23 protein-coding genes are annotated in these 21,865 nt (G+C 65.4%); 18 read left to right on the top strand and 5 right to left on the bottom strand.

Features of this window, described 5'->3' with window-relative positions:
- Positions 1–9 precede the first annotated feature (9 nt).
- From ACV17W_RS02625 to ACV17W_RS02605, 5 genes are all read left to right on the top strand, one after another.
- Positions 10–609 (top strand): DUF2244 domain-containing protein, encoded by a 600-nt coding sequence (locus ACV17W_RS02625; protein ID WP_462594911.1) that lies wholly within the window; start codon positions 10–12, stop codon positions 607–609.
- Positions 581–1,603, top strand: a complete 1,023-nt coding sequence (locus ACV17W_RS02620; protein WP_462594910.1) for an SDR family oxidoreductase — start codon at positions 581–583, stop codon at positions 1,601–1,603. The genes ACV17W_RS02625 and ACV17W_RS02620 overlap by 29 nt, the downstream gene beginning before the upstream one ends.
- 171 nt (positions 1,604–1,774) lie before the next feature.
- Entirely contained in the window at positions 1,775–2,665 is an 891-nt protein-coding gene (locus ACV17W_RS02615) for an NAD(P)-dependent oxidoreductase (RefSeq protein ID WP_462594909.1), read from the top strand.
- A 119-nt stretch (positions 2,666–2,784) separates the two neighbouring features.
- Positions 2,785–4,251 carry an NfeD family protein gene (locus ACV17W_RS02610; protein ID WP_462594908.1) on the top strand — a complete coding sequence of 489 codons (1,467 nt, stop codon included), beginning with the start codon at positions 2,785–2,787 and terminating at the stop codon, positions 4,249–4,251.
- Positions 4,248–5,027 (top strand): slipin family protein, encoded by a 780-nt coding sequence (locus ACV17W_RS02605; protein ID WP_462594907.1) that lies wholly within the window; start codon positions 4,248–4,250, stop codon positions 5,025–5,027. The genes ACV17W_RS02610 and ACV17W_RS02605 overlap by 4 nt, the downstream gene beginning before the upstream one ends.
- A gap of 60 nt (positions 5,028–5,087) precedes the next feature.
- Here the strand turns inward: ACV17W_RS02605 and ACV17W_RS02600 are convergent, their stop codons facing one another.
- A complete protein-coding gene (locus ACV17W_RS02600; RefSeq protein ID WP_462594906.1) occupies positions 5,088–5,660 on the bottom strand; it encodes a DUF4142 domain-containing protein in 573 nt (190 codons plus the stop codon).
- A gap of 110 nt (positions 5,661–5,770) precedes the next feature.
- Positions 5,771–5,989: a hypothetical protein gene (locus ACV17W_RS02595; RefSeq protein WP_462594905.1), complete on the bottom strand. Its 219-nt coding sequence runs from the start codon at positions 5,987–5,989 to the stop codon at positions 5,771–5,773.
- A gap of 134 nt (positions 5,990–6,123) precedes the next feature.
- Here ACV17W_RS02595 and ACV17W_RS02590 point away from each other — a divergent pair, with 134 nt between their 5' ends.
- Positions 6,124–6,408, top strand: a complete 285-nt coding sequence (locus tag ACV17W_RS02590) for a MatE family transporter (protein WP_462594904.1) — start codon at positions 6,124–6,126, stop codon at positions 6,406–6,408.
- Positions 6,409–6,473: 65 nt separating this feature from the next.
- Complete coding sequence (locus tag ACV17W_RS02585) at positions 6,474–6,968, top strand: DUF421 domain-containing protein (protein ID WP_462594903.1); 495 nt, start codon at positions 6,474–6,476, stop codon at positions 6,966–6,968.
- A gap of 105 nt (positions 6,969–7,073) precedes the next feature.
- Here the strand turns inward: ACV17W_RS02585 and ACV17W_RS02580 are convergent, their stop codons facing one another.
- Positions 7,074–8,339, bottom strand: a complete 1,266-nt coding sequence (locus tag ACV17W_RS02580) for a glycosyltransferase (RefSeq protein ID WP_462594902.1) — start codon at positions 8,337–8,339, stop codon at positions 7,074–7,076.
- A 278-nt stretch (positions 8,340–8,617) separates the two neighbouring features.
- Between ACV17W_RS02580 and ACV17W_RS02575 the strand changes: the two genes are divergently transcribed.
- Complete coding sequence (locus tag ACV17W_RS02575; RefSeq protein ID WP_462594901.1) at positions 8,618–10,045, top strand: RNA polymerase factor sigma-54; 1,428 nt, start codon at positions 8,618–8,620, stop codon at positions 10,043–10,045.
- A gap of 211 nt (positions 10,046–10,256) precedes the next feature.
- Here the strand turns inward: ACV17W_RS02575 and ACV17W_RS02570 are convergent, their stop codons facing one another.
- On the bottom strand, positions 10,257–10,637 hold the full coding sequence (locus ACV17W_RS02570) for a hypothetical protein (RefSeq protein ID WP_462594900.1): 381 nt from the start codon (positions 10,635–10,637) through the stop codon (positions 10,257–10,259).
- A 205-nt stretch (positions 10,638–10,842) separates the two neighbouring features.
- Here ACV17W_RS02570 and ACV17W_RS02565 point away from each other — a divergent pair, with 205 nt between their 5' ends.
- Entirely contained in the window at positions 10,843–11,160 is a 318-nt protein-coding gene (locus ACV17W_RS02565; protein WP_462594899.1) for a BON domain-containing protein, read from the top strand.
- A 96-nt stretch (positions 11,161–11,256) separates the two neighbouring features.
- Here the strand turns inward: ACV17W_RS02565 and ACV17W_RS02560 are convergent, their stop codons facing one another.
- Entirely contained in the window at positions 11,257–12,126 is an 870-nt protein-coding gene (locus ACV17W_RS02560; protein WP_462594898.1) for an SDR family oxidoreductase, read from the bottom strand.
- A gap of 152 nt (positions 12,127–12,278) precedes the next feature.
- Here ACV17W_RS02560 and ACV17W_RS02555 point away from each other — a divergent pair, with 152 nt between their 5' ends.
- The 9 genes from ACV17W_RS02555 (at position 12,279) to ACV17W_RS02515 (ending at position 21,813) form a co-directional block, all read left to right on the top strand.
- On the top strand, positions 12,279–13,004 hold the full coding sequence (locus ACV17W_RS02555) for a FadR/GntR family transcriptional regulator (RefSeq protein ID WP_462594897.1): 726 nt from the start codon (positions 12,279–12,281) through the stop codon (positions 13,002–13,004).
- A gap of 63 nt (positions 13,005–13,067) precedes the next feature.
- A complete protein-coding gene (locus tag ACV17W_RS02550; protein WP_462594896.1) occupies positions 13,068–14,051 on the top strand; it encodes a TRAP transporter substrate-binding protein in 984 nt (327 codons plus the stop codon).
- Complete coding sequence (locus ACV17W_RS02545; RefSeq protein WP_462594895.1) at positions 14,051–14,530, top strand: TRAP transporter small permease; 480 nt, start codon at positions 14,051–14,053, stop codon at positions 14,528–14,530. Before ACV17W_RS02550 ends, ACV17W_RS02545 begins: the two co-directional genes overlap by 1 nt.
- A gap of 4 nt (positions 14,531–14,534) precedes the next feature.
- Complete coding sequence (locus tag ACV17W_RS02540; RefSeq protein WP_462594894.1) at positions 14,535–15,818, top strand: TRAP transporter large permease; 1,284 nt, start codon at positions 14,535–14,537, stop codon at positions 15,816–15,818.
- Positions 15,815–16,723: an HpcH/HpaI aldolase/citrate lyase family protein gene (locus tag ACV17W_RS02535; protein WP_462594893.1), complete on the top strand. Its 909-nt coding sequence runs from the start codon at positions 15,815–15,817 to the stop codon at positions 16,721–16,723. The genes ACV17W_RS02540 and ACV17W_RS02535 overlap by 4 nt, the downstream gene beginning before the upstream one ends.
- A 10-nt stretch (positions 16,724–16,733) precedes the next feature.
- Entirely contained in the window at positions 16,734–18,449 is a 1,716-nt protein-coding gene (locus tag ACV17W_RS02530; RefSeq protein WP_462594892.1) for a thiamine pyrophosphate-binding protein, read from the top strand.
- Between the two features lie 11 nt (positions 18,450–18,460).
- Complete coding sequence (locus ACV17W_RS02525; protein WP_462594891.1) at positions 18,461–19,705, top strand: Zn-dependent hydrolase; 1,245 nt, start codon at positions 18,461–18,463, stop codon at positions 19,703–19,705.
- Positions 19,706–19,729: 24 nt separating this feature from the next.
- Positions 19,730–21,226 (top strand): aldehyde dehydrogenase, encoded by a 1,497-nt coding sequence (locus ACV17W_RS02520; protein WP_462594890.1) that lies wholly within the window; start codon positions 19,730–19,732, stop codon positions 21,224–21,226.
- 119 nt (positions 21,227–21,345) lie between these two features.
- Positions 21,346–21,813 carry a hypothetical protein gene (locus tag ACV17W_RS02515; protein ID WP_462594889.1) on the top strand — a complete coding sequence of 156 codons (468 nt, stop codon included), beginning with the start codon at positions 21,346–21,348 and terminating at the stop codon, positions 21,811–21,813.
- The last annotated feature ends 52 nt before the right edge of the window (positions 21,814–21,865 follow it).

The raw sequence follows: 21,865 nt of genomic DNA, 5'->3' as shown, positions 1-21,865 counted from the left end.
GCCGCAGCCATGTCATCCGCCCCTGCGTGCGCGGGCGCCCTGCCTTCCGGGGGCTGCGATACCTCCTCCCCGCAGATACCGCCGGCCACCGTCGAGCGGCGCTGGGTCCTCAAGCGCACCTGCTGCGTGATGCCTGGGCAGTTCCTGGGCCACATGGCCGCAACGGCCGGCCTCGTCCTGGTGATCAGCCTGGTGTTCAGCTTGCGCGGATTATGGATGGTTGCCGTATTCGGAGCGCTCGAACTTACCCTCATCGTCGCGGCCACATTCGTATTCGCCCGCCATGTGCGTGATGGCGAGACCATCACGCTGCTCGACGACGGCCGCATGCTGGTCGACGTGTGCGTCGCCGGGCGCACGACGCGCCATGTCTTCAACCGAAACTGGGCACGCCTCGTGCGTCCCGTCGACACGCCAGATGGACTCTGGCTGCATTACGGCTCCGCTCGATTACGGCTGGCTCAACATGTGCCGCCCGAGTGGCGCCGCGACTTCGAAACCGAACTGCGACGTTCGCTGCCCTGGCGCGGTCCTCCCGGCGCGTGCCGGCCGGCGTCCGCGCCCCTCACGGGAGATAGACATGAACGTCCGACTGAAGAAACTACATGATCAGGTCATGGTGATTACCGGCGCCAGCAGCGGCATCGGCCTCGCCACAGCGCGCATGGCCGCGCGCCAGGGAGCGAAACTCGTCCTGGCCTGCCGCAATCAGCAGGCGCTGGACGATCTCGTGGCCAGCATCCGGCAAGAAGGAGGCGACGCGCTCGCCGTGCAGGCTGACGTGGGCGTGGCGGCCGATCATGACCGCATTCTCGGCGCCGCAATCGACCAATATGGCCGCATCGATACCTGGGTCAACAATGCCGGCGTCTCGATTTTCGGCCGGCTCGAAGATGTGCCGCTCGAGGACCAGCGCAAGCTGTTCGAGACCAATTTCTGGGGCGTGGTATACGGATCGCTTACCGCCGTGGCGCACCTGAAGAAGAATGGCGGCGCGCTCATCAACATAGGCAGCGAGGTCTCCGACCGTGCCGTCCCGCTGCAGGGCGCGTATTCCGCGTCGAAACATGCGGTCAAGGGCTATACCGACGCGCTGCGCATGGAACTCGAGACCGAGGGCGCCCCGGTGTCCGTCACCCTGGTCAAGCCGGCATCCATCGCCACAGGCTTCGCCCGGCACGCGCGCAATTACATGGACGTGGAGCCGCGCCTGCCACCGCCGCTGTATGCGGCCGACACCGTCGCGCGCGCCATCCTGTTCGCCGCAGAGCATCCGCGCCGCGACATTTTCGTAGGCGGCGCATCCAAGGCCATCTCTTCCATGGGCTGGCGCATGCCCCGCCTCTCGGATCACCTGGCGGGCTGGCTGATACGCAACCAGCGCAGCGACACTGCCGCCGGCGACCGGGCTGATGCCCTGTACGACGCCGGCGCGCCAGTCCAGGACGATACGGCGCGCGACGGGGTACAAGCGCCCAACGTGCGGCGGCGCAGCATGTACACCCAGCTTTCCACCAGCGGTCGTGGTCTTGTGTGGGCCGGTGCCGCCGCCCTGATCTGCGGAACCGTGCTGACAGCGGCCCGCGGCCGGCGCTGGCACTGAGCCCCCTTCTTTTCGGCGGCGTTGCAGTCTGCAGACGCGTCGTCGTGCGGGCCCCGCGCGGCCGTTCCAACCCGCCCCGGGGCCGGGCTGGTCTGCGCCCGCCCGCGGCTTGTATGATCTATACCAGTCCCGCCGCGATCGCGGCCTCTTCCACACGCGTGCAACGAACTCATGAACAGCAATAAAGACACCATCGGCATGATAGGCGTTGGCCTGATGGGCCACGGCATCGCAAGCAACATCGTCAAGCATGGCTATCCCCTGGTGGTCCTCGATCACCCGGGCAACCAGCCCATCGACAACCTGTTGGCGGCCGGGGCGGCGAAGGTCGCCAGCCCGGCCCAGGTGGCGCGCCAGGCGAACATCATCATCCTGTGTGTCACAGGCACGCCGCAGGTCGAAGACGTGCTGTTCAGCCCCGATGGCCTGTTGCAGGGCTTGCGGCCGGGCGCGGTCGTCATCGACTGCTCCACAGCGATTCCCTCGTCCACGGTAAAAATTGCACAGGCGGTGACCGATGCGGGCGCGCAGTTCCTAGACGCGCCCATGACCCGCACCCCCAAAGAAGCAGCCGAGGGTCGGCTCAACCTGCTGGTAGGTGGCGAACGGGCCCTGTACGAACGTTGCGAGCCCTTGCTGCGCTGCTATGCCGAGAACATCACCTACGCCGGACCCGTCGGTTCCGGACACCGTATGAAGCTGGTGCATAACTATGTATCGCTGGGATGCGCCGCCATCATCGCCGAAGCCGCCGCCTGCGCACAGCGCGCGGGCATCGATGCGTCGGTGCTGATCGACGTGCTCGCCAAGGGCGGCGGCGGCGGGGCGGCGCTTGACCGCATGCGGCCGTTCCTGGAATCGGGCGACGACACCGGATTGCGATTCTCGCTGTCGAACGCGCGCAAAGACCTGAACTACTACACCACCATGGCGCAGGAAACCGGTGCCGTGCATGGCGCTGCCGACGCCATCGAGAAGTTGTTTGAACGCGGCGCTCAGAACAGCCCTCCCCAGACCACCGTCCCGCGCCTCGTGGAACTGCTGGCGCGCGACACGCCCTGACGCACGACGGCGTGCCCCCCCGGCCCCGATGAGCCGCGTGGGGCGCGCCTTGTAGTGAGCCGGCTCAGGCACTACCATGGTCACAGGGCCTGTACGGGGGCCCCTTTCAGGAGGCCGCCATGACGCACCGCCGGTCATGTCGTCCGTACGCGGACGGCAGTCTTGTTCGCCTGCTCCAGTCCCTGGCCCGGTTCTGCCTGGCCATCGCGCTGATATGCCCGCCCGCGCAGGCCCAGGCTCCCGATGCACCGCAGGCGGCCCCGGTCATGCTGCTTCATCTGCACGGGGCGGTCGGGCCGGCCACCACCGAGTACTTGCAACGAGGGCTGGCCGACGCAGACAGGCGGCGCGCCGCCGCTGTCGTGCTGCGCATCGATACGCCGGGCGGGCTCGATTCCTCCATGCGCGACATCGTGCAGGCGATCATTGCGTCGCCGGTTCCAGTCATCGGCTATGTCGCGCCGGGCGGCGCCAGGGCGGCCAGCGCGGGCACTTATATCCTGTATGCCTGCCATGTCGCGGCCATGGCGCCCGCGACCAACCTGGGAGCTGCGACGCCGGTGCAGATGGGGCCGGCCCAACGCCCCGATAACCCGCCCGACCGCCCCACGGGCGCTTCCGGAAGTCAGGCAGGTTCCGACGGCAAGACCGCCCCCGGGGCAAACCAGCCGTCCACTGATGCCGACGCGCCCGAGCGCAAGGCCGTGAACGACGCCGCGGCGTTTATTCGTGGCCTGGCCGAACTGCGCGGCCGAAACGCGCAATGGGCTGAGGAAGCGGTGCGTGGTGCCGCGAGCCTCTCGGCCCGCGAGGCGCACGAACAGCAAGTTGTGGATCTGCTGGCCAGCGATACGCAGGATTTGCTGGATCGTGTGCACGGGCGCGAAGTGCGGGTGAACGCCAGCACCATTGCGCTGGCTACGCGCGACGCCCAGGTCGTGGAACTGCAACCCGACTGGCGCACGCGCGTCCTGGCCGTGATCACCGATCCAAATATCGCATACCTGCTGCTCCTGCTGGGTATTTACGGGATCCTGTTCGAGATGATGAATCCTGGGGTCATCCTGCCGGGCGCACTGGGCGTGATCGCGCTGGTCACCGCCCTGTTTGCCCTGAACATGCTACCCGTCGGCTACGCCGGCCTGGGCCTGGTTGTGCTCGGCATCGCCTTGATGGCCGCCGAGGCGCTCACCCCGACACTCGGCCTGCTCGGGGTCGCGGGACTGGCTCTGTTCGCCTACGGATCGTTCTTTCTGTACGACACGCCTTCGTCGGAATTCGCGCTGTCGATCCCGTTGGTGGCTGCCGCCGCCGTCGCCAGTGCGCTGGTGCTGTTCCTGATTTTCTATGTGGCGCTGCGCTCGCGGCGCAATCTGACGGTTTCCGGCCACGGCACGCGCACGGGTCAGGCCGTGGAGGTGTTGTCGTGGCACGGCCATTGCGGGCTGGTACGCGCCGGCGGGGAAACGTGGCAGGCGCGCGCCGAGGGGCCGCTCAGGCCGGGAGATCCCGCTGTCATCGAATCACGCGAGGGCCTCGTGTTGCATGTGCGCGCAAGAGCCCCCACCCACAAGGAGACCCCATGACGATGATCGCATCTTTGATCGCAGTTGCAGTACTGGTATTGCTGGCCATGTCCATGATCCGTGTGCTGCGCGAGTACGAGCGTGGTGTCGTTTTTACGCTGGGACGCTTCAGCGGCGTGAAGGGCCCGGGATTGATCATACTGGTCCCCCTTGTGCAGCAAATGGTTCGCGTCGACTTACGCACGGTCGTACTGGACGTTCCCACGCAGGACATCATTTCGCGGGACAACGTATCCGTCAAGGTCAACGCGGTGCTGTACTTTCGCGTGGTCGACGCGGATCGCGCCGTGATACAGGTTGAACGGTACATGGACGCCACCAGCCAGCTGGCGCAAACCACGCTGCGCTCCGTACTGGGCAAGCATGAGCTCGATGAGATGCTCTCGGAACGCGACAAGCTCAACGCAGATCTGCAGACGATTCTCGATCGCCAGACCGAAGACTGGGGTATCAAGGTCGCAAACGTGGAAATCAAGCACGTCGATATCGACGAAAGCATGGTCCGGGCAATCGCGCGTCAGGCGGAGGCCGAACGCAATCGCCGCGCACGCATCATCAATGCGGAAGGCGAGCAGCAGGCGGCCGAAAAACTCGTCGAGGCAGCCCGGGTGCTTGCGTCCGCTCCCGAAGCCATGCAGTTGCGCTACCTCTCCAGCCTGTACGACATTGCCGGAGACAAGTCATCAACCATCGTGTTCCCCGTTCCCATCGACTTGCTGCGGGGCGTGTTCGACAAAACGGGGGCGCCTCGACCCGAGCCCGGGCGCGCCCCCTGATTGCTGCGGAACAGCTTGGCGCTGGCGCTGGGCTGCGCCGGTGCCGGCGTGCGGGCAGCATCAATCCGCCATCTCCACTGCCGCGACCATGCTCGCCGTGTTGCCATGCCAGTATTGCTGACCCTGCAGCTCACGCGCCTTTTCCAGGTGGCGTTGCAACATGGGCACCACGCTGGCGGCATATGCCTGGATCTGCGGGTCCCGACTGTCCCGCACGGTTCGCTTGAACAGGCGCAATACCGCCGCCTGCCCCTCGAGCGCGACCTTCTTCAGGTAGAGCTCGTCGAACTCGCCGGGTGCGGCCGACTGCAATTCGCCAAGTACGGCATGCTGCTCCGCGCCCACCGCAGTGGGTACTGCGCGGGACTTCGCGGCAGCCAGTGCGAGAAGATCAGCTCGTGCCACCGCATGATCTTCCATGACCGCGCGGGCGTACGCGCGCAGTTCAAGGCTGGATGCGCGTTGCGCGGCCATGTCGCCGGAGCGCAGCTCGAACAGGCCCGCCCGCGTGGCGGCTTCCATGAACAAACGGTCTTGTTGATCCAACGCTGCCGAAGAGGCGTAAGCCTGTATACCGACTATCACCGCCGCTGCAGCCACGGCGGCAATGCCTGCCATTTTCCACGGATTCATGTCGTTCCCCTGGGGATACCCGCAGACTGCGGGCGCCGTTACATAGCAACTGGCATGCCCAGGCGGTGAATGAACCCACGAGCCATCGGCCCGGCCCCGAGCCAAATGGCCTAGGAGCGGTTATCCACCGGCGGAGCGTCGGGGGTCTGGTTGCCGGGGTCCCACAGGTCCTGAGCGTCGACGCCGGGCGGGATGCGGACCTTGGCCCCTGCCCTGTTGGGATCGGCGGGGCGGTCGTTCAGCGTGCGATCGGTATCTCCTTCGCGCACGCGCTCGTCCTGCTTATCGTCCTTGGAAGGCCCTGAACGAGTCTGGCGGGGATCGGACATGGTTTTCTCCTGAAAGCACAGAAAGAATGAGGTGGACGCGCCAGCCCGCAAGCTCCATTCCCGAGACCCCGGCACGATAATTGCAGCAGGCGCCTCGAGCGCCGCCGCGCGCCCTTACATAAAGGAGCCCCGCCATGCACCAGCAATTGTTCCGTGTCTCCCCATTTGCCATCCAGGCCATGCCACGCCCGCCGGGCCTGGGGCCCAGCGACTCTTCGGATTCCGGAAGCGACCTGCCCGGCACGGCCGGCGATCTCGACACCGACTCGCAAGGCACGGGTGAACGGGAAAGCGTGAACCCGACCTTGGACGACGATAGTGGTTCCGATATCGAGGCAGACCGGATCGTCGATGAAGACGAAGCCGGCCTGGCGCACAGCCGGCCCGATCCTGCGCGCAACGGCGGCGAGCCCGGCTGAAGCGTCGCCGTCACCGGCGGCCCTGAAGTGAGGCCGCCGACATTGCCTCAATTGGAGTTTCGACCATGGACGTCAATTGGTCAGACCTGTTTCGTCTGACAGTTCCGCCGCTGGAGCTGATCGTGCGCGGCTCCGCCATGTACTGGTTCATATTGATTCTGCTGCGCGTCGCGGGGCGCCGCGATATCGGGTCTTTGGGCGTGGCAGACATGCTGGTCCTGGTAATGATTGCCGACGCAGCGCAGAACGGCATGGCTGGCAATTACCAGTCCATCACGGACGGGGCCATCCTCGTGAGCGTGATCGTGGGTTGGGTGGCTCTCATCGATCGGCTGACCTACTTCCTGCCCTGGCTGGCCCGGCTGCTGGAACCGCATAAAGTCTGCCTGGTGCGTGACGGGCAGCTTCAACGCCGAAGCCTGCGCCGCGAGTACATCACCCTCGAAGAGCTGATGAGCGAACTACGGCAGAAAGGCTGCGACGATCTGGCGGACGTAAGGCGTGCTTACATAGAACCCGACGGGACCATCAGCGTCCTGAAACGGCGCGGCGCCGCGTGAAGGCACGCCGGACCCGGTCGATCCACCCTGCCTCGCAACCGCTCCGCCTGATGGCGGCCCCGGCCCTCGGCAACCACGATCGGCGGCCAGCATGACCGCCGGGCTTCAGGCCGCCCGCACCTGCGGCGCAGCGTACACAGGCCGCATTACGCGCGTGCCGGCGCTCAGTTCGTCATAGACCCTGAGCAACTCTTTGCCGACATGGGACCAGGTGAACAGGCGCCGCGCGCGGCTCGCGCCCGCTGCCCCCATCTTCCGGCAGAGTTCCGCATCCTGCGCCAGCTGCGCGAGGCGGCTTGCCAGCGCAGCGGGGTCACGCGCCTGCACCAGGAACCCTGTCTGGCCATCTTTGATGGTGCTGCGTATGCCGCCGGTATCGGCGCCCACGACGGGTCTGCCGCACGCCATGGCTTCCACGGGAGTAATGCCGAACGGCTCGTACCAGGGCGTGGTGACAAAGACATCACTGGCACCGTAGTACCAGCGGAGTTCCTCGCGACCCTTGCGACCGACGAAGTCCACGCACGCGGAAACGCCCGATTGCTCTGCCACAGACTGTAGGCGTGCGAGCTCCAGCCCATCACGCTCGTCGCCCCCCACGACGCATAACCGCGCCGCAATGCCATGCCGCCGCTTCAGTAGCCCCACAGCCTCGATGACATTGTCCACGCCCTTGCGAGGCACCATGCGTCCCAGCTGCAGTACCCGGAATTCATCCTCCCTCCAGCCGAGGCGCTGTCGCGCTGCCCGTCCGTCCACGGGGCCCATTTCCAAAGGATCATAGCCACACGGCACCACGCGGATGCGGCGGGGATCCGCGCCATACAGATTGAGCAGGTCGCGCCTGTCCTGCGGGCACTCGGCCACGATCAGATCCGCTTCGCGCACGATTTCGCTTTCGATCTCGAAGCGGCTGTCTGGAAATCTGTCTGCCTCGCGTTGATGCAGTCGCCGCACACGGCCCAGTGCGTGGAAGGTCACGGCCAGCGGCACACCGTAACGCCGCGCCACCGCAAGGCATGCGTGCGCCGACATGAAGAAGTTTGCATGGACTACGGCATAGGGCCGTTCCTGCTTGCCAAAATACCTGAGCAGGAACGCGGCAAAGGTATCCATATACGGAAGCAGCTCTTCCTTGGGCACGTACGTGGCCGGGCCGGCCGGTACATGAATCACGCGTATCCCGGGTTGCCATTCGAGTTCCGCCAATTGCCGTGCATCGTCACGACGCGTGAAGATGTCCACCTGATGTCCCGCCGCGGCGAACTGCCTTGCTGTCTGGGCGACATAGATATTCTGGCCGCCGCTGTCCACACTGCCAGCCAACGCCAGGGGCGACGCGTGTTCGCTGACAATCGCAATCTTCTTCATGAGCCATTCTCCATACGGAAGCTCCCGGGGCATCCGGGAACCAGGGCCGAGGCAGCCCGGCGCGGCACGTCGGAGAAGCAAGCACTATGCCGTCTGCCGCAGCCCCCGGGGGGCTGTGCCGCGCCCCGGCCCGTTCCGGCACTTCTTACACGGCGCCGTAAGAAAAACTCGCACGCCCCACGGCCAAACACCGCGCTTCCCTATGAAAATCGGGTTGGCATGGATCTTGCATCAACCAACGTGTTCGATGCACACGGCTGTTCAGAAAGGAGACGACTTTGATTCACGCCGCCCACGAGTTGCGCTTGCACCAACAAACCGCTCTGACGCCCCGCCTGCAGCAGTCGGTGAAGCTGCTGCAGATGTCAGCCCTGGAGTTCAACCAGGAGGTACGGCAGGCGCTGGTCGAGAACCCGTTTCTTGAGGAGGACGAGGAAAGCGTACCGGCCTACGGCCATGACGGGGAAATAGAAGGCACCAACACCCCGGTCGAACCCGAGCAGGCGATCGCACCGTCAATCATCGCTTCCGAAGGCGGCCCGATAGAGTATTCGGGCGATTATCCGGCTTCCCGCCATACCAACGACGGCGCGCCCATGGACATGGGCCAGTGGGTCGGCGCGTCGGTATCTCTGCAGGAGCGGCTGGACCAGGAACTCCGCACCTACCGCCTGTCGCCCCGCGACCGGCTGCTGGCCCAGTACATCGTGCAAGCGCTGGACGAGGACGGTTACCTGCGTCAGCCGCTGGACGAACTCGCCGACAATTCCGTGTTCGGCGCGGCTCCCGATGAAAGCGAGTGGCGTGCGGCGCTGCGCCTGGTGCAGCAATTGGATGTGCCCGGACTGGGCGCGCGCGATCTGCAGGAATGCCTGACGCTGCAATTGCAAGCGATGGACGCGGAACGCCCGGGCGTGCCGCTGGCCCGCCGGATCGTCGAGCAGCACCTGAATATCCTGGCGCGCCACGACTATGAGGCGCTGCAACGCGCGCTGGATTGCAGCGAAGCAGAGCTTCGCCAGGCATGCGATGTGGTGCGGTCGCTCGATCCCCGCCCCGGCCGGCGTTACGACCAGGCTCCCCCGGCGTACATCGTGCCCGACGTTATCGTGCGCAAGGAAAACGGAGTCTGGAAGGTGCACTGCAACCGTGGCGCCGTTCCGCAGCCCAGGCTGCATCGTGCTTACGCCGATCTGTTCCGCACGACGCGCTACCGCGACCGGGGGCCGATGGCGCAGGAACTGCAGGAGGCGCGCTGGCTCGTGCGCAACGTGGAACAACGCTACAGCACCATCCAGCGCGTCGCGGAGGCCATTGTGCGCTTGCAGCACATGTTCTTTGAATATGGGCCTGTCGCCTTGCGCCCGCTCATGCTGCGCGAGGTGTCGGCAGAACTCGACATCCATGAGTCGACAGTGTCGCGCGCCACGGCCAACAAGTACATGGCAACGCCGATGGGCATCCTGGAGTTCAAGTACTTCTTCTCACGCGAACTCGCCACCGACACGGGGGGCTCATGCTCGGCGGGCGCAGTGCGCGCCCTGATAGCGGATCTCATTGACAATGAAGACCCCCGCATGCCGCTTTCCGACGTAGCGCTTGCCAGCAAACTGGCCGCCGACGGCATCGTGGTGGCGCGCCGCACAGTGTCGAAATACCGGGCCCAGCTGAAGCGGCCTCCCGCCGAAATGCGGCGGCAATACTGATTGCCGCACCGCACTGTCTGCACTGACGGCCGCCGCGAGGCGGCCTTCTCGCTTATCGGCAGCACATCACGCAATGCGCGACGCTTTTCGCTGAAGCATGTGCGGGAGCACGTCCAAAGCTTCCTAAGGCGGCCGAATGCAAAGAGGTCGGCGCTCAAGCGCCGGCCTCCGGGACATCGACCGCTATGGCGAAAGGTCCGCCATCCGGCGATTACTTGCCGCCGGTATTCGGCATCTTGGGATCGGTCGTTCCCGGTTCATTGCGATCAGGGACTTGGTTCTGCGTGGGCGGCATGCCCGTGGCACTGCCAGGCGTTCCGGAGTGGCCGGCGCCCGTACCAGCGGTGCCATGCGTGCCTTGCGTGCCCATCGTGCCCTGGCTGCGATGCGCCGGGTTGGTTTCACCGGCAGGCGGGATCTGCCCCGCAGGCACCGGCGTGTTGGGGGGCACCGCCGTGCCGTCGTTGGGCGTCGTGGACGGCGCCGTGCTCGAAGGCTTGCCGGTGTCGGGCGTGGACTGCGCATAAGCGCCGCCCGCCATGGCACCCATCAACGTAACAGCCGCGGCCAAGGGAAGAAATTTACGCTTCATGTGAGTCTCCTGAAATGGATGAGTCTGCTTATACGCAACCGGCATGCCTGGGCTATGAAGCCTGCATGTCCTCTTGAATGCAGTACGCGCGGCTTCATGACGGCCCAGGTTTGCAGTGGTCGGTAAATTCGCATCACGCTGGCGGGCACGCCGCTTGCTCAAGACGTCCCGGGTGATTGAACCCGACAACTAACAGGGAGTAGCCATGAAAAATATCCGCCTTCTTCGCGTACTGGGTGCAACCGTTCTCGCCGCGACACTGGCCGCCTGCGCCGGACATGATGGTCATCGCAGCGCGGGCCAGTACACGGACGACACGGCCACCACGGCGCGCGTCAAGGCCGCGCTGGTGCAGGCCGACGGCGTGTCGGCCACGGATGTTCAAGTAGAAACGTACAACGGCGTCGTGCAGCTGAGCGGTTTCGTACCCAGCCAGAATGCGGCCAGCCAGGCTGTGCAGGCCGCCCGCGGTGTCGACGGCGTGAAGGAGGTGCGCAACGACATCCAGATCCGCGGCAAGTAAGCCGCCTCCACCTTCCGGCCTGACCGATACGAGTACCGGCACGGGGCCAGGCCACTTCAGGCCTGGCCCCTGCTTCAACCCGCCGGCTGCCGGCGCTCAACCGTTGACGATCTGGCCGCCGTTGGGATGCAGCACCTGCCCGGACATATAACTGGCATCGTCGCTGGCAAGAAAAACAAAACAGGGAGCAACTTCATCGGGCTGGCCCGGTCTTTCCATGGGGGTATTCTTCCCGAAAGACTCCAGGCTGTCGGCGGGAAAAGTTGAAGGTATCAATGGCGTCCAGATTGGCCCCGGAGCCACGGCATTGACACGGATGCCCCGCCCGGCCAGCGCCGTCGAGAGCGATCGTGTGAATGCCACGATGGCCCCTTTGGTCGACGAATAGTCAATCAACTTCGGATTGCCATGATAGGCAGTCACCGACGTCGTGTTCACGATGGCGGCCCCACGCTGCATGTGGGGCAGCATTTCCTGGGTCAGGCGGAACATCGCGAAGAAATTGGTGCGAAAGGTGCGCTCGAGTTGCTCGCGCGTAATGTTCTCGAAGTTCTCGATGACGTGCTGCTCCGCCGCATTGTTCACGAGCACGTCTAGTTTTCCGAACTCGTTTCTCACCAGATCGACCAGGCGCCGGATCTGCGCTTCATCGCCCAGGTCACCCGCCATCGTCAGGCAGCGTTGCCCGGTTTCTGACACCAGACGCTCGGTCTCGCGCGCGTCTTCATGCTCTTCCAGATACGTGATCACGACATCGGCGCCTTCCTTCGCATAGGCCACCGCCACGGCCCGGCCAATGCCGCTGTCTCCACCGGTGATCAAGGCGCAGCGGCCGCGCAGCTTGCCCGCGGGCAGGTAGTCTCGTTCCTCGCCGCGCGGCGGGGGATCCATACGATCCTGGCGTCCCGGCTGCGCCTGCTCGCGCGCTTTGCCGTCGTCGGTTGATTGGGGGATACGGTCGGACATCTGAAATACCTCGCTTGGGGTTGCAAAGTGCCTTGGCACGATGCGGATCGGCCGCAAGGTGCGTGCCACCTATGGTTTACCCCAGTGGGAAAGCCACACGCGCTTGTGTAAAGTCAGTGGCCTGACCACTAGACCACCAGGCACCCGGGCCCATGAGCACCTTCCAAGCCGTCGCCGTGACTCGGCTCTACCGCATGATTGCCGACCAGATCGCCAGCCGCATTCGCGCTGGCGACTTCGCCGCGGGAAGCCGATTGCCCGCCGAGCGCGACCTGGCCGAACAATTGCAGGTCAGTCGTTCGTCCATCCGCGAAGCGCTCATCGCCCTCGAGATCGAGGGCTACGTCGAAGTACGCGTGGGCACCGGTGTGTTCGTGCTTTCGCCGCCTGAAGACGGCAAGTACGGCTCCCAGTCGGCCGAGGCGCCCGCCGCCGAGCCCACCGACATCGGGCCCTTCGACTTGCTCGAAACCCGCCTGCTGCTCGAACCCGAGTGCGTGGCCCTGGCTGCCCAGCGCGGCTCGCCCGCCCAGATCGCGGCCATACAGGCGGCCCATCAAGGCATGTCACTGACCGATTCGCCCGGCGCACACGACCGTGCCTTCCACAGCGCGATCGCCAACGCCTGCGGCAACGCCGCCCTGGCAGCGGCCATTTCGCACATCTGGCAGTTGAGCAGTGCCAGCCCGGTTTTCAGCCGCCTGGAAAAGCATTTCGTCACCACGCAGGTCTGGAAGGCCGCGCACCACGAACACGAACGCATCCTGGCCGCGATCGTCGACCGCGACCCCACACGCGCGCGCCACGCCATGCACGACCATCTGGTCGGCATCCTGGCCCGGCTGCGCGAAGACTTCGGCAGCGGCGGTATCCGCTAGCCAGCCTCCACCGCCGTGAAAGGCATTTCTTCCGCCACATCAACAACATATCAAGGTGAAACCATGCAGCTGACCCGTACATTCGCCGCCCTTCTGGCCGCCGCCGGCATGACACTGGCCGCGCCGGCCGCCCAGGCTCTGGACATCAAGCTGGGCCACGTGCTGGCGCCCAGCCATAGCTGGAACAAGGCGGCCGAAGGTTTCGCCGCCGAGGTAAAAGAGAAGACCCAAGGACGCGTGAATTTCGTGCTGTTTCCCAGCGGCCAGTTGGGCAACGAGAAGACCATGCTCGAAGGGCTGCAGATCGGCAGCCAGGGCGCGGCCATCATCGGGTCGGGCTCGCTGCAACCCATCGAACCCAAGTTCGGCATCGTCGAGTTGCCTTACACCTGGAACACGGCGGAACAGGCCTACGCGGCGTACGACGGCGAACTGGGCGATGCGCTGGCCAAGCTGGCTGCGGCAAAGAATCTGGTCATCGTTTCCTGGTGGGAGAACGGCTTTCGCCACCTGACCAACAACCGAGGCCCCATCAACACGCCGGCTGACCTGCAGGGCCTCAAGACCCGCGTCACGCCGGACAAGATGCGGCTCGACACCTTCACGGCGCTGGGCGCGAACCCGGCCCCCCTGGCTTTCGGCGAACTGTACTCGGCGCTGCAGCAGAAGGTATTCGATGCCCAGGAAAACCCCTTGTCCATCATCTACACCTCGTCCTTTTTCGAAGTGCAGAAATTCTTGTCCCTGACCGGGCACGTATGGGGGCCGGCCAGCCTGGTCTTCGCCAAACACACCTGGAACCGCATTTCTCCGCAAGACCAGAAGATCGTTCAGGCCGCGGCCGACAAATGGCGCGACGAGCAGCGCAAGATGATCACCGAGGGTGACAAGGAATTCGTGGCCGCGCTGAAAGAAAAAGGCATGCAGGTCAACGAGGTCGACAAGGCACCCTTCATCGCGGCGGTGGCGCCGGTGTGGAAAACCTACGAATCCATCTACGGCGCTGACCTGATGGCCGCGCTGCAGAAATACCGCTCGGGCCAATAATGCTGCTTCGCCTTGCCGATCTGCTGTCGTGGGCCAGCAAGGCCATCGCCGCATTGGCGGTGGCCCTGTTGGCCATATTGATCACCTATGTCGTGTTCCAGCGATTCGTCACGCACCAAACGCCACACTGGGCAGAGGAATTGCCCCGCCTGGTGCTGGTGTGGGCGGCGTTCGTGGGCGGCGTCACCTGCAGCCATGAGCGCACCCACCTGCTGGCCGGCCTCCTGCCGTTTTTTGTCCGCAACGAGTGCGCGCTCGATCGCATACAGCGCCTGAACCAGATCCTCATCATCATCGGGCTGGCCGTGCTGGGCTACGCGGGTTGGCAGCTTGCCCAGCTGACCATGGACCAGACCTTGTCTGCACTGTCCGTGTCGGCCGGCGTTGTCTACCTGGCATTGCCCGTCGCATGCGCGGCGGCGGTCGTGGTGCATCTGGCACAACTGTTCTCGGCCCAGCCGGCCGCCCGGAAGGAATAACAAGATGTCTATGGGTGCCCTCTTTCTCATGGGCGTGTTCACCGTCACGGTGTTGATCGACATGCCCATCGCCTTCGGGCTGGTGCTGTCATGCCTGATATATCTGGCCGTCTTCGACACCGCTCCGATGATGCTGGCGGCGCAACAATATGTGGGCGGCCTCGACAGTTTCACGCTGCTGGCGATTCCGCTGTTCATCCTGGCGGCTCAGTTGATGAACGGCGCCGGGCTGACGCAACGCATCGTGCGCCTGTGCGCCGCGATAGTCGGCGACATCCACGGCGGGCTCGCGGTCGTCGCGGTGCTGGCTTGCATGATGTTCGGCGCGCTGTCCGGCTCGGGCGTCGCCGATGTCATCGCCATCGGCAGCCTGCTGCTGCCCGCCATGGCGCGCAGCGGCTACGACAAGGGCTTCAGCTGCGCGCTGGTCGGCAGCGCGGGCGCCGCGTCCACCATCATTCCGCCCAGCATCGTCCTGATCGTCTACGGCACCATCACCAACACTTCGGTGGGAAAGCTCTTTCTGGCCGGCATCGTTCCCGGCATCCTGCTCGGCTGCTCTCTGATCGTGGTTGCGCTGTGGCAGGCTCGCAAATACAACTGGGGGGGCGGCGCCCCGTTCAGCTGGGCCGAGCTGCGGTCGGCGTTCGCAGGAGCCCTGCCCGCGCTGATGGTGCCGGTGCTGATCGTGGGCGGCATCCGCATGGGTGTCTTCACCGCTACGGAAGCCGCTTCCAGCGCAATTGTGTACGCGCTGATCATCGGCCTGTTCTGGTACCGCAGCCTCACACTGCGCACCATCTGGGACAGCCTCAAGTCCACTGGCGAGGGCAGTGCCGCAATCCTGCTGCTGATCGGCGCATCGGGCCTGTTTGCGTGGATCCTGGTGGCCGAACAAGTCCCGCAGGCCTTGTCGCAACTGCTGGTCAACTGGACAGACAGCAAGACCACCGTGCTGCTGATACTGACGGTCGTGCTGCTGCTGCTGGGCACGTTCATGGAAGCCATCCCGGTCATCATCATCGTGGCTCCGGTCGTCATGCCCGTGCTGGCCCACTACAACATCGATCCGGTGCACTTCGGCATCCTCCTGTCCATCAACATGGCAATCGGAGCCAACACGCCGCCAGTGGGGGTGGACCTGATGGCGGCCTGCAAGATCGGCGGCATCAACATGATGCAGACCCTGCGTCCGCTGTCATGGATGATGCTGGCCATGACGGCGGTGATGCTGCTGCTGACCTTTGTTCCCGAACTCGTTCTGTACCTGCCCAGGCACGTCCAATGAAACCTGCTCCCTGCCCCTTGCGGCCCCCGCGGCTGCGCCGTAGCTGGATGTTCGTGCCGGGCCTCGACGTCGAGGCCCAGCATGCCGGCCTCAACAGCGGCGCGGATGTGCTGGTGGCCGACCTCGAAGAATTCACGGCGCCGCAAGACCGGCCTGCGGCGCGCCAGCGCATCGTGGCGCTGTTCGAGCTGTGCCGCGCCCGCGGCACGGTGGCCGCGGTTCGCATCAACACGCTGTCCGGCGACGGTCTCGACGACCTGCGCGGCGTGATGGCCGGCGCACCGGACGCGATCCTGCTGCCGCACGCCGAAAGTCCCGAACAGATCCTGGCGCTCGACCAGGCCATCGGGCAGTGCGAAGCGGCATCAGGCCTGCCCGCCGGCCGCACCGAAATCGTTCCCACCCTCGAATCGGCACGCGGCGTCTGCCGAGCGCTGGACATCCTGTCTGCCAGCCCGCGCATCAGCGCATGCCTGCTTGCCGCCGAGGACCTCACAGCCGACCTGGGCGCCGAACGCGGCCCCGACGGCATCGAGCTGCATGCACTGCGCAGCCGCTTCCTGGTCGATTGCACCGCGGCCGGCTGCGTGGCCATCGATTGTCCGTTCAACTATCGCGACGCCCAGGCCCAGGCTGCAGACTTGCGCTGGGCGCGGCGCATCGGCCTGAAGTCCAAGTGTGCGGTATTTGCCGAACAGGTCCAGGCCATCCATGCCGCCTTCACACCCAATGCCGCCGAAGTGCGCTCGGCCCAGGCCCTGACACTGGCGTATGAGGCCCAGAGCCGAGGCGAACCCAATGCTGGCGCCCGCATCGATCCGCCCGACTACAACACGGCCCGCCGCCTGCTCGCCCGCCACGCCGAGTTCGAAAATTGGCACGCCGCCACGCACGCGGCGTCCTAGGAGACCCTGAATGCCCCGCCCAATCCCACCCGCGCGCAATGGCGGACAGATCCTCATGCAGCAGTTGCGCATCCATGGCGTGCGCCGCATTTTCATGGTGGCCGGCGAGAGTTACCTGCCCTGCATCGACGCACTGAATGAGCATACCGACGTCATGCAGCCTGTCGTGTGCCGTCAGGAAAGCGGCGCCGCCTATATGGCCGAGGCCCACGGGAAACTCACCGGCGAACCTGGCATCTGCTTCGTCACGCGCGGCCCGGGTGCCACCAACGCCAGCATCGGCGTCCATACGGCCTTCCAGGACTCCACACCGATGATCCTGTTCGTTGGGCAGGTGGGCAACGACTTCTACGAACGCGAGGCATTCCAGGAGATCGACTATCGCCGCATGTTCGGCCAGATGGCCAAATGGGTGGCGCAGATCGATCGCACCGACCGCATTCCCGAATACATCGCGCGCGCCTTCAGCGTAGCCACCAGCGGGCGTCCGGGCCCGGTGGTGCTCGCGCTTCCGGAAGACACGCTCTGGGGCCGCGCAAGCGTGCCCGATCTGCCTCGTTATGTGCGCACCGAGATTCATCCCGGCGCCGGCGATCTGGATCGCATGGTCGCACTGCTGGACCAGGCCCAGCGCCCGTTCCTGCTGCTGGGCGGCAGCGGCTGGAACCGGGCCGCCATCAACCAGATGGCGGCGTTCGCCGAGCGCTTCGCGTTGCCGGTCGGTACCGCCTGGCGCCGCCTGGAATGCTTCGACCAGCGCCACGATCATGCCGCCGGGCAGGTTGGCTGGGCCATGACTCCGGAACTGCGGCGGCGGGTACAAGAGGCCGACCTGGTGCTGGCGGTGGGCACCCGGCTGGGTGAAGCCACCACCGAGGGCTACACCCTGATAGAAAGCCCGCTGCCACGCCAGCAGCTGGTGCATGTCTATCCGGATGCTGCAGAACTGGGGCGGGTCTACACGCCGACCCTGGGTATTGTCAGCACAGTGAACGCGTTCGCGGCGGCGGTCGGTACATTGCAACCGCGTTGCGTGTCCCACCGCGCCGATGTCGTGCGCAGCGCGCGTGCGGAATATCTGGCCAGCCTGCAACCCATGCCCGCACCCGGGGCCCTCAGCCTCGACGAAGCAGCCGTGCACGTCAATGCGCACATTCCGGCCGACGCCTGCATCACCGTGGGCGCCGGCAACTATGCGCTGTATCCGCACCGCTATCGACAGTTCACCGGACCGGGCACCAGCCTCGCGCCCACGGTGGGCTCCATGGGGTATGGCCTGCCGGCTGCCATATCCGCCAAACTCGAAAATCCGTCGCAAACCGTCATCTGCTACGCCGGCGACGGCTGCTTCCAGATGAACATGCAGGAACTGGGCGTGGCCATGCAATACCGGCTGGGCATCGTCGTCCTGGTGTTCAATAATGGCATGTGGGGCACGATACGCGCGCACCAGGAACGCGACTTCCCCGGCCGCTCGATCGCACTGGGATTCGACAATCCCGATTTCACGCAGATCATCAAGGGCTATGGCGGATATGGCGAAGCCGTCGAGCGCACCGAAGATTTCGCCGCGGCCTTCGAGCGCGCGCGCGCGTTTGCCGACCGCGAGCGACTGCCTGCCCTGCTCGAACTGCGCTACGACCCGGACGGCATCGCCCCCGGACAATCGCTGGCCGCCATACGCGAGGATGCGCTGGCAGCCCAAGCCCAACCCGCCCTATCCTGAGGACCCTCTCGATGACGACTCCGAATATCTCCATCAACCGCCAGCGGCTGTGGCAGTCGCTGATGGACCTTGCAAAAATCGGCGCCACGCCCAAGGGCGGCAACTGCCGGCTTGCCCTCACCGAACTCGATGGACAGGGCCGCGACTTGGTCGTGAGCTGGATGAAAGACGCCGGTCTCGCCGTGCGCGTCGATCAGGTCGGCAACATCTTTGCGCGCCGTGCAGGGCGCGATGACAGCCTGGCGCCCGTGATGACGGGCAGCCATATCGACACGCAGCCCACCGGCGGGAAGTTCGACGGCTGCTTTGGCGTGCTTGCCGGCCTCGAGGTCATGCGCGCGCTCAATGACGCCGGCGTGCAGACCGAGGCGCCTCTGGAACTGGCCATCTGGACCAACGAGGAAGGCTCGCGGTTCGTGCCCGTGATGATGGGCTCAGGCGTGTTCGCCGGCAAGTTTTCCCTGGAAACGGCGCTGAATGCCAAAGACGCGGCGGGAAAATCGGTACGCGATGAACTCCAAGCCATCGGCTATGCCGGCGCGGATCCGGTCGGAGGCCGGCCGGTCGACGCCTATTTCGAAGCACACATCGAGCAGGGCCCCATCCTCGAGCACGAAGACAAGGTCATCGGCGTGGTCACCGGCTCGCTGGGCCTGCGCTGGTACGACGTGGTGGTCACGGGAATGGAAATGCATGCGGGCCCCACGCCCATGCCCATCCGCAAAGACGCCTTGCTGGCGGCGAGCTACCTGGTTCAGGCCGTCATTGATATCGCCAATGCCAATCAGCCGCATGGCCGCGGCACAGTCGGCGAGATCCATGCGCACCCGGGGTCGCGCAACGTGATTCCCGGCCAGGTGCGCATGACCGTCGACCTGCGGCATGAAGACGAAGCCACCCTCACCCGCATGCACGAAACCTGGCATAAAACGGCCCAGGATGTGGCGGCTCGCCACGGCGTAAGCATCGAGGTGAAGGACGTGCAGTATTTTCCGCCCACGCCGTTCGATCCCGACCTGGTCGGCAAGATCCGCGACGGCGCCGCCGCCCGCGATCTGCCGCGCATGGACATCGTGACTGGCGCCGGCCACGACGCCGTCTACATGGCGTCGGTCGCCCCCACAGCGATGATCTTCGTTCCATGCAAGGACGGCATCAGCCATAACGAAATCGAAGATGCGCGCCCCGATCATCTCGAGGCGGGCTGCAATGTACTGCTCGACGCCATGCTCGCGCGCGCGGGCGCGGCACGCTGAATCCGCTTCCACGGAGACCCTTCCATGTCCCTGCACGATCTCGAATACTGGCGCGCCAAGGCTGCCGGCCTGCGCCTGCGCGGCCAGGCCTATATCGACGGCGCGTATGCCGATGCCGCCGATGGCGCCACCTTCGCCGCACATAGTCCTGTGGACGGCCGCAAACTGGCCGATGTTGCGGCCTGCGGGCCGGCCGACGTCGACCGTGCCGTGCAGGCCGCGCGCCGCGCCTTCGAGGCTGGCGTCTGGCGTGACCTTGCTCCTCGTGAGCGCAAGGTCCGGCTGCAGCGGCTTGCTGCCCTGATCACCGAAAACACCGAGACACTGGCATTGGTCGAAACGCTGGACATGGGCAAGCCGATCCGCGACGCCCTGGCCTTCGACCTGCCCGAAACCGCGCACTGCTATGCCTGGTACGGTGAGGCTATCGACAAGCTGTACGATGAAATCGCCCCCACAGGCGGGCAGTCGCTGGCCACCATCACGCGCGAGCCCCTGGGTGTCGTGGCCGCCGTGGTGCCATGGAACTACCCGCTGATGATGGCCGCCTGGAAGGTCGCCCCGGCGCTCGCCGCCGGCAACAGCGTGATTCTGAAGCCGGCTGAGCAGTCATCCCTGAGCGCCATCATGCTGGCCGACCTGGCCGCGCAGGCGGGCATACCGGCAGGGGTTTTCAACGTCGTACCGGGCACAGGGGCCCAGGCCGGCCAGGCCCTCGGCCTGCATCCCGATGTCGACTGTGTCGCATTCACAGGCTCCACGGCCACCGGCAAACGCTTCATGCAGTACGCCGGCCAGTCCAACCTCAAGCGGGTCTGGCTTGAATGCGGCGGCAAATCGCCGCACATCGTATTCGACGACTGCCCCGATCTGGAGCGCGCCGCGATGGCGGCCGCGGCCGGCATATTCGTCAACCAGGGTGAAGTCTGCATAGCCGGCTCGCGCCTTTACGTGCAGGCAGGCATCTACGATCAATTCCTGGAACGGGTGGCCGCGCACGCCCGCGCCATGCAGCCTGGCGACCCGCTCGATCCGGACAGCGTGCTGGGCGCCATGGTCGATGAAAGACAGATGCAGTCGGTGCTGGCGCGCATCGAGGCCGGCCAGCGCGAAGGCGCAACGTTGCGCATGGGCGGCAAGCGCGTGCGTGATGACAGCGGCGGGTATTACATCGAACCCACGATCTTCGACTGCGCGGGCCCCGATAACTCGCTGATGCGCGAAGAAATATTTGGCCCGGTGCTTGCCGCGCAGTCTTTTGCGACGGAAGAAGAAGCCATCGCCCTGGCCAACGACTCCATCTACGGCCTGGGCGCCGGACTCTGGACTGCCAATCTGGGCCGTGCACATCGCCTCTCCAGGCAACTGCGGGCGGGCCTGGTCTGGGTCAACTGCTATGCGGAAGGCGATATCACGGTGCCGTTTGGCGGCGTCAAGCAGTCGGGCTTCGGCCGCGACAAGTCCCTGCATGCGCTCGACAAGTACAGCGACTTGAAGACCACCTGGTTCAGTCTGGCCTGATCGCGTGGGGGCTCCGGCGGCATGTCATATGCCGCAGCGCCCGCCCCGGACGGTCGTGATCGTGCCGGCGGCGGCGGGCCGGGCTAGAATCGGCCCTTCGTTCCCTGCCTCATTGCGCAATGTCTGATGCAGCCCCCTACACGCCGACCATCCTGCTCTATACCGAAGAGCAGCGCGGCAAGATGTTGGTGGAATCCCCGGTAGTGGGAATGATTTCCGACATTTCCGGGTCGAACAAACTGATTGCCGTTCGCGACCCGCACAGCCTCATCACTTACTTGTACCGAGTCGACCACGCGACCGGCAATCTGGATGCTGTCGCCATCATCGACCAGGACCCCACCCACTTCGACGGCAGACACGGCATCACCCTCGACGGCAGCGGATATCGTCTGGGCACGCCCGAGAACGCCATGCGGCTATTGCAGGGCAAGACCCGCTGGATACAGGACAAGGGCGCCCTGCTTTCGGTGCTGCTGCGCAACGCGGCCAGCCGGCATACCGGTTTCGCCACCCGCGCGATCCATCGCGAACGCCTGCATCACATTCCCGACGGCGTGCCGATCGAGCCGCTGCCCCGCGGCTGAAGGGGCGCCTGGCGCGGGGGGGCCATAACAAGTAACATTCTTAACCTTCCGG

Source organism: Bordetella sp. MIP270_01_BMS, assembly GCF_054958705.1.
Note: the sequence above shows the minus strand (reverse complement) of the source record. Positions and strands in the feature narration are given on the sequence as shown.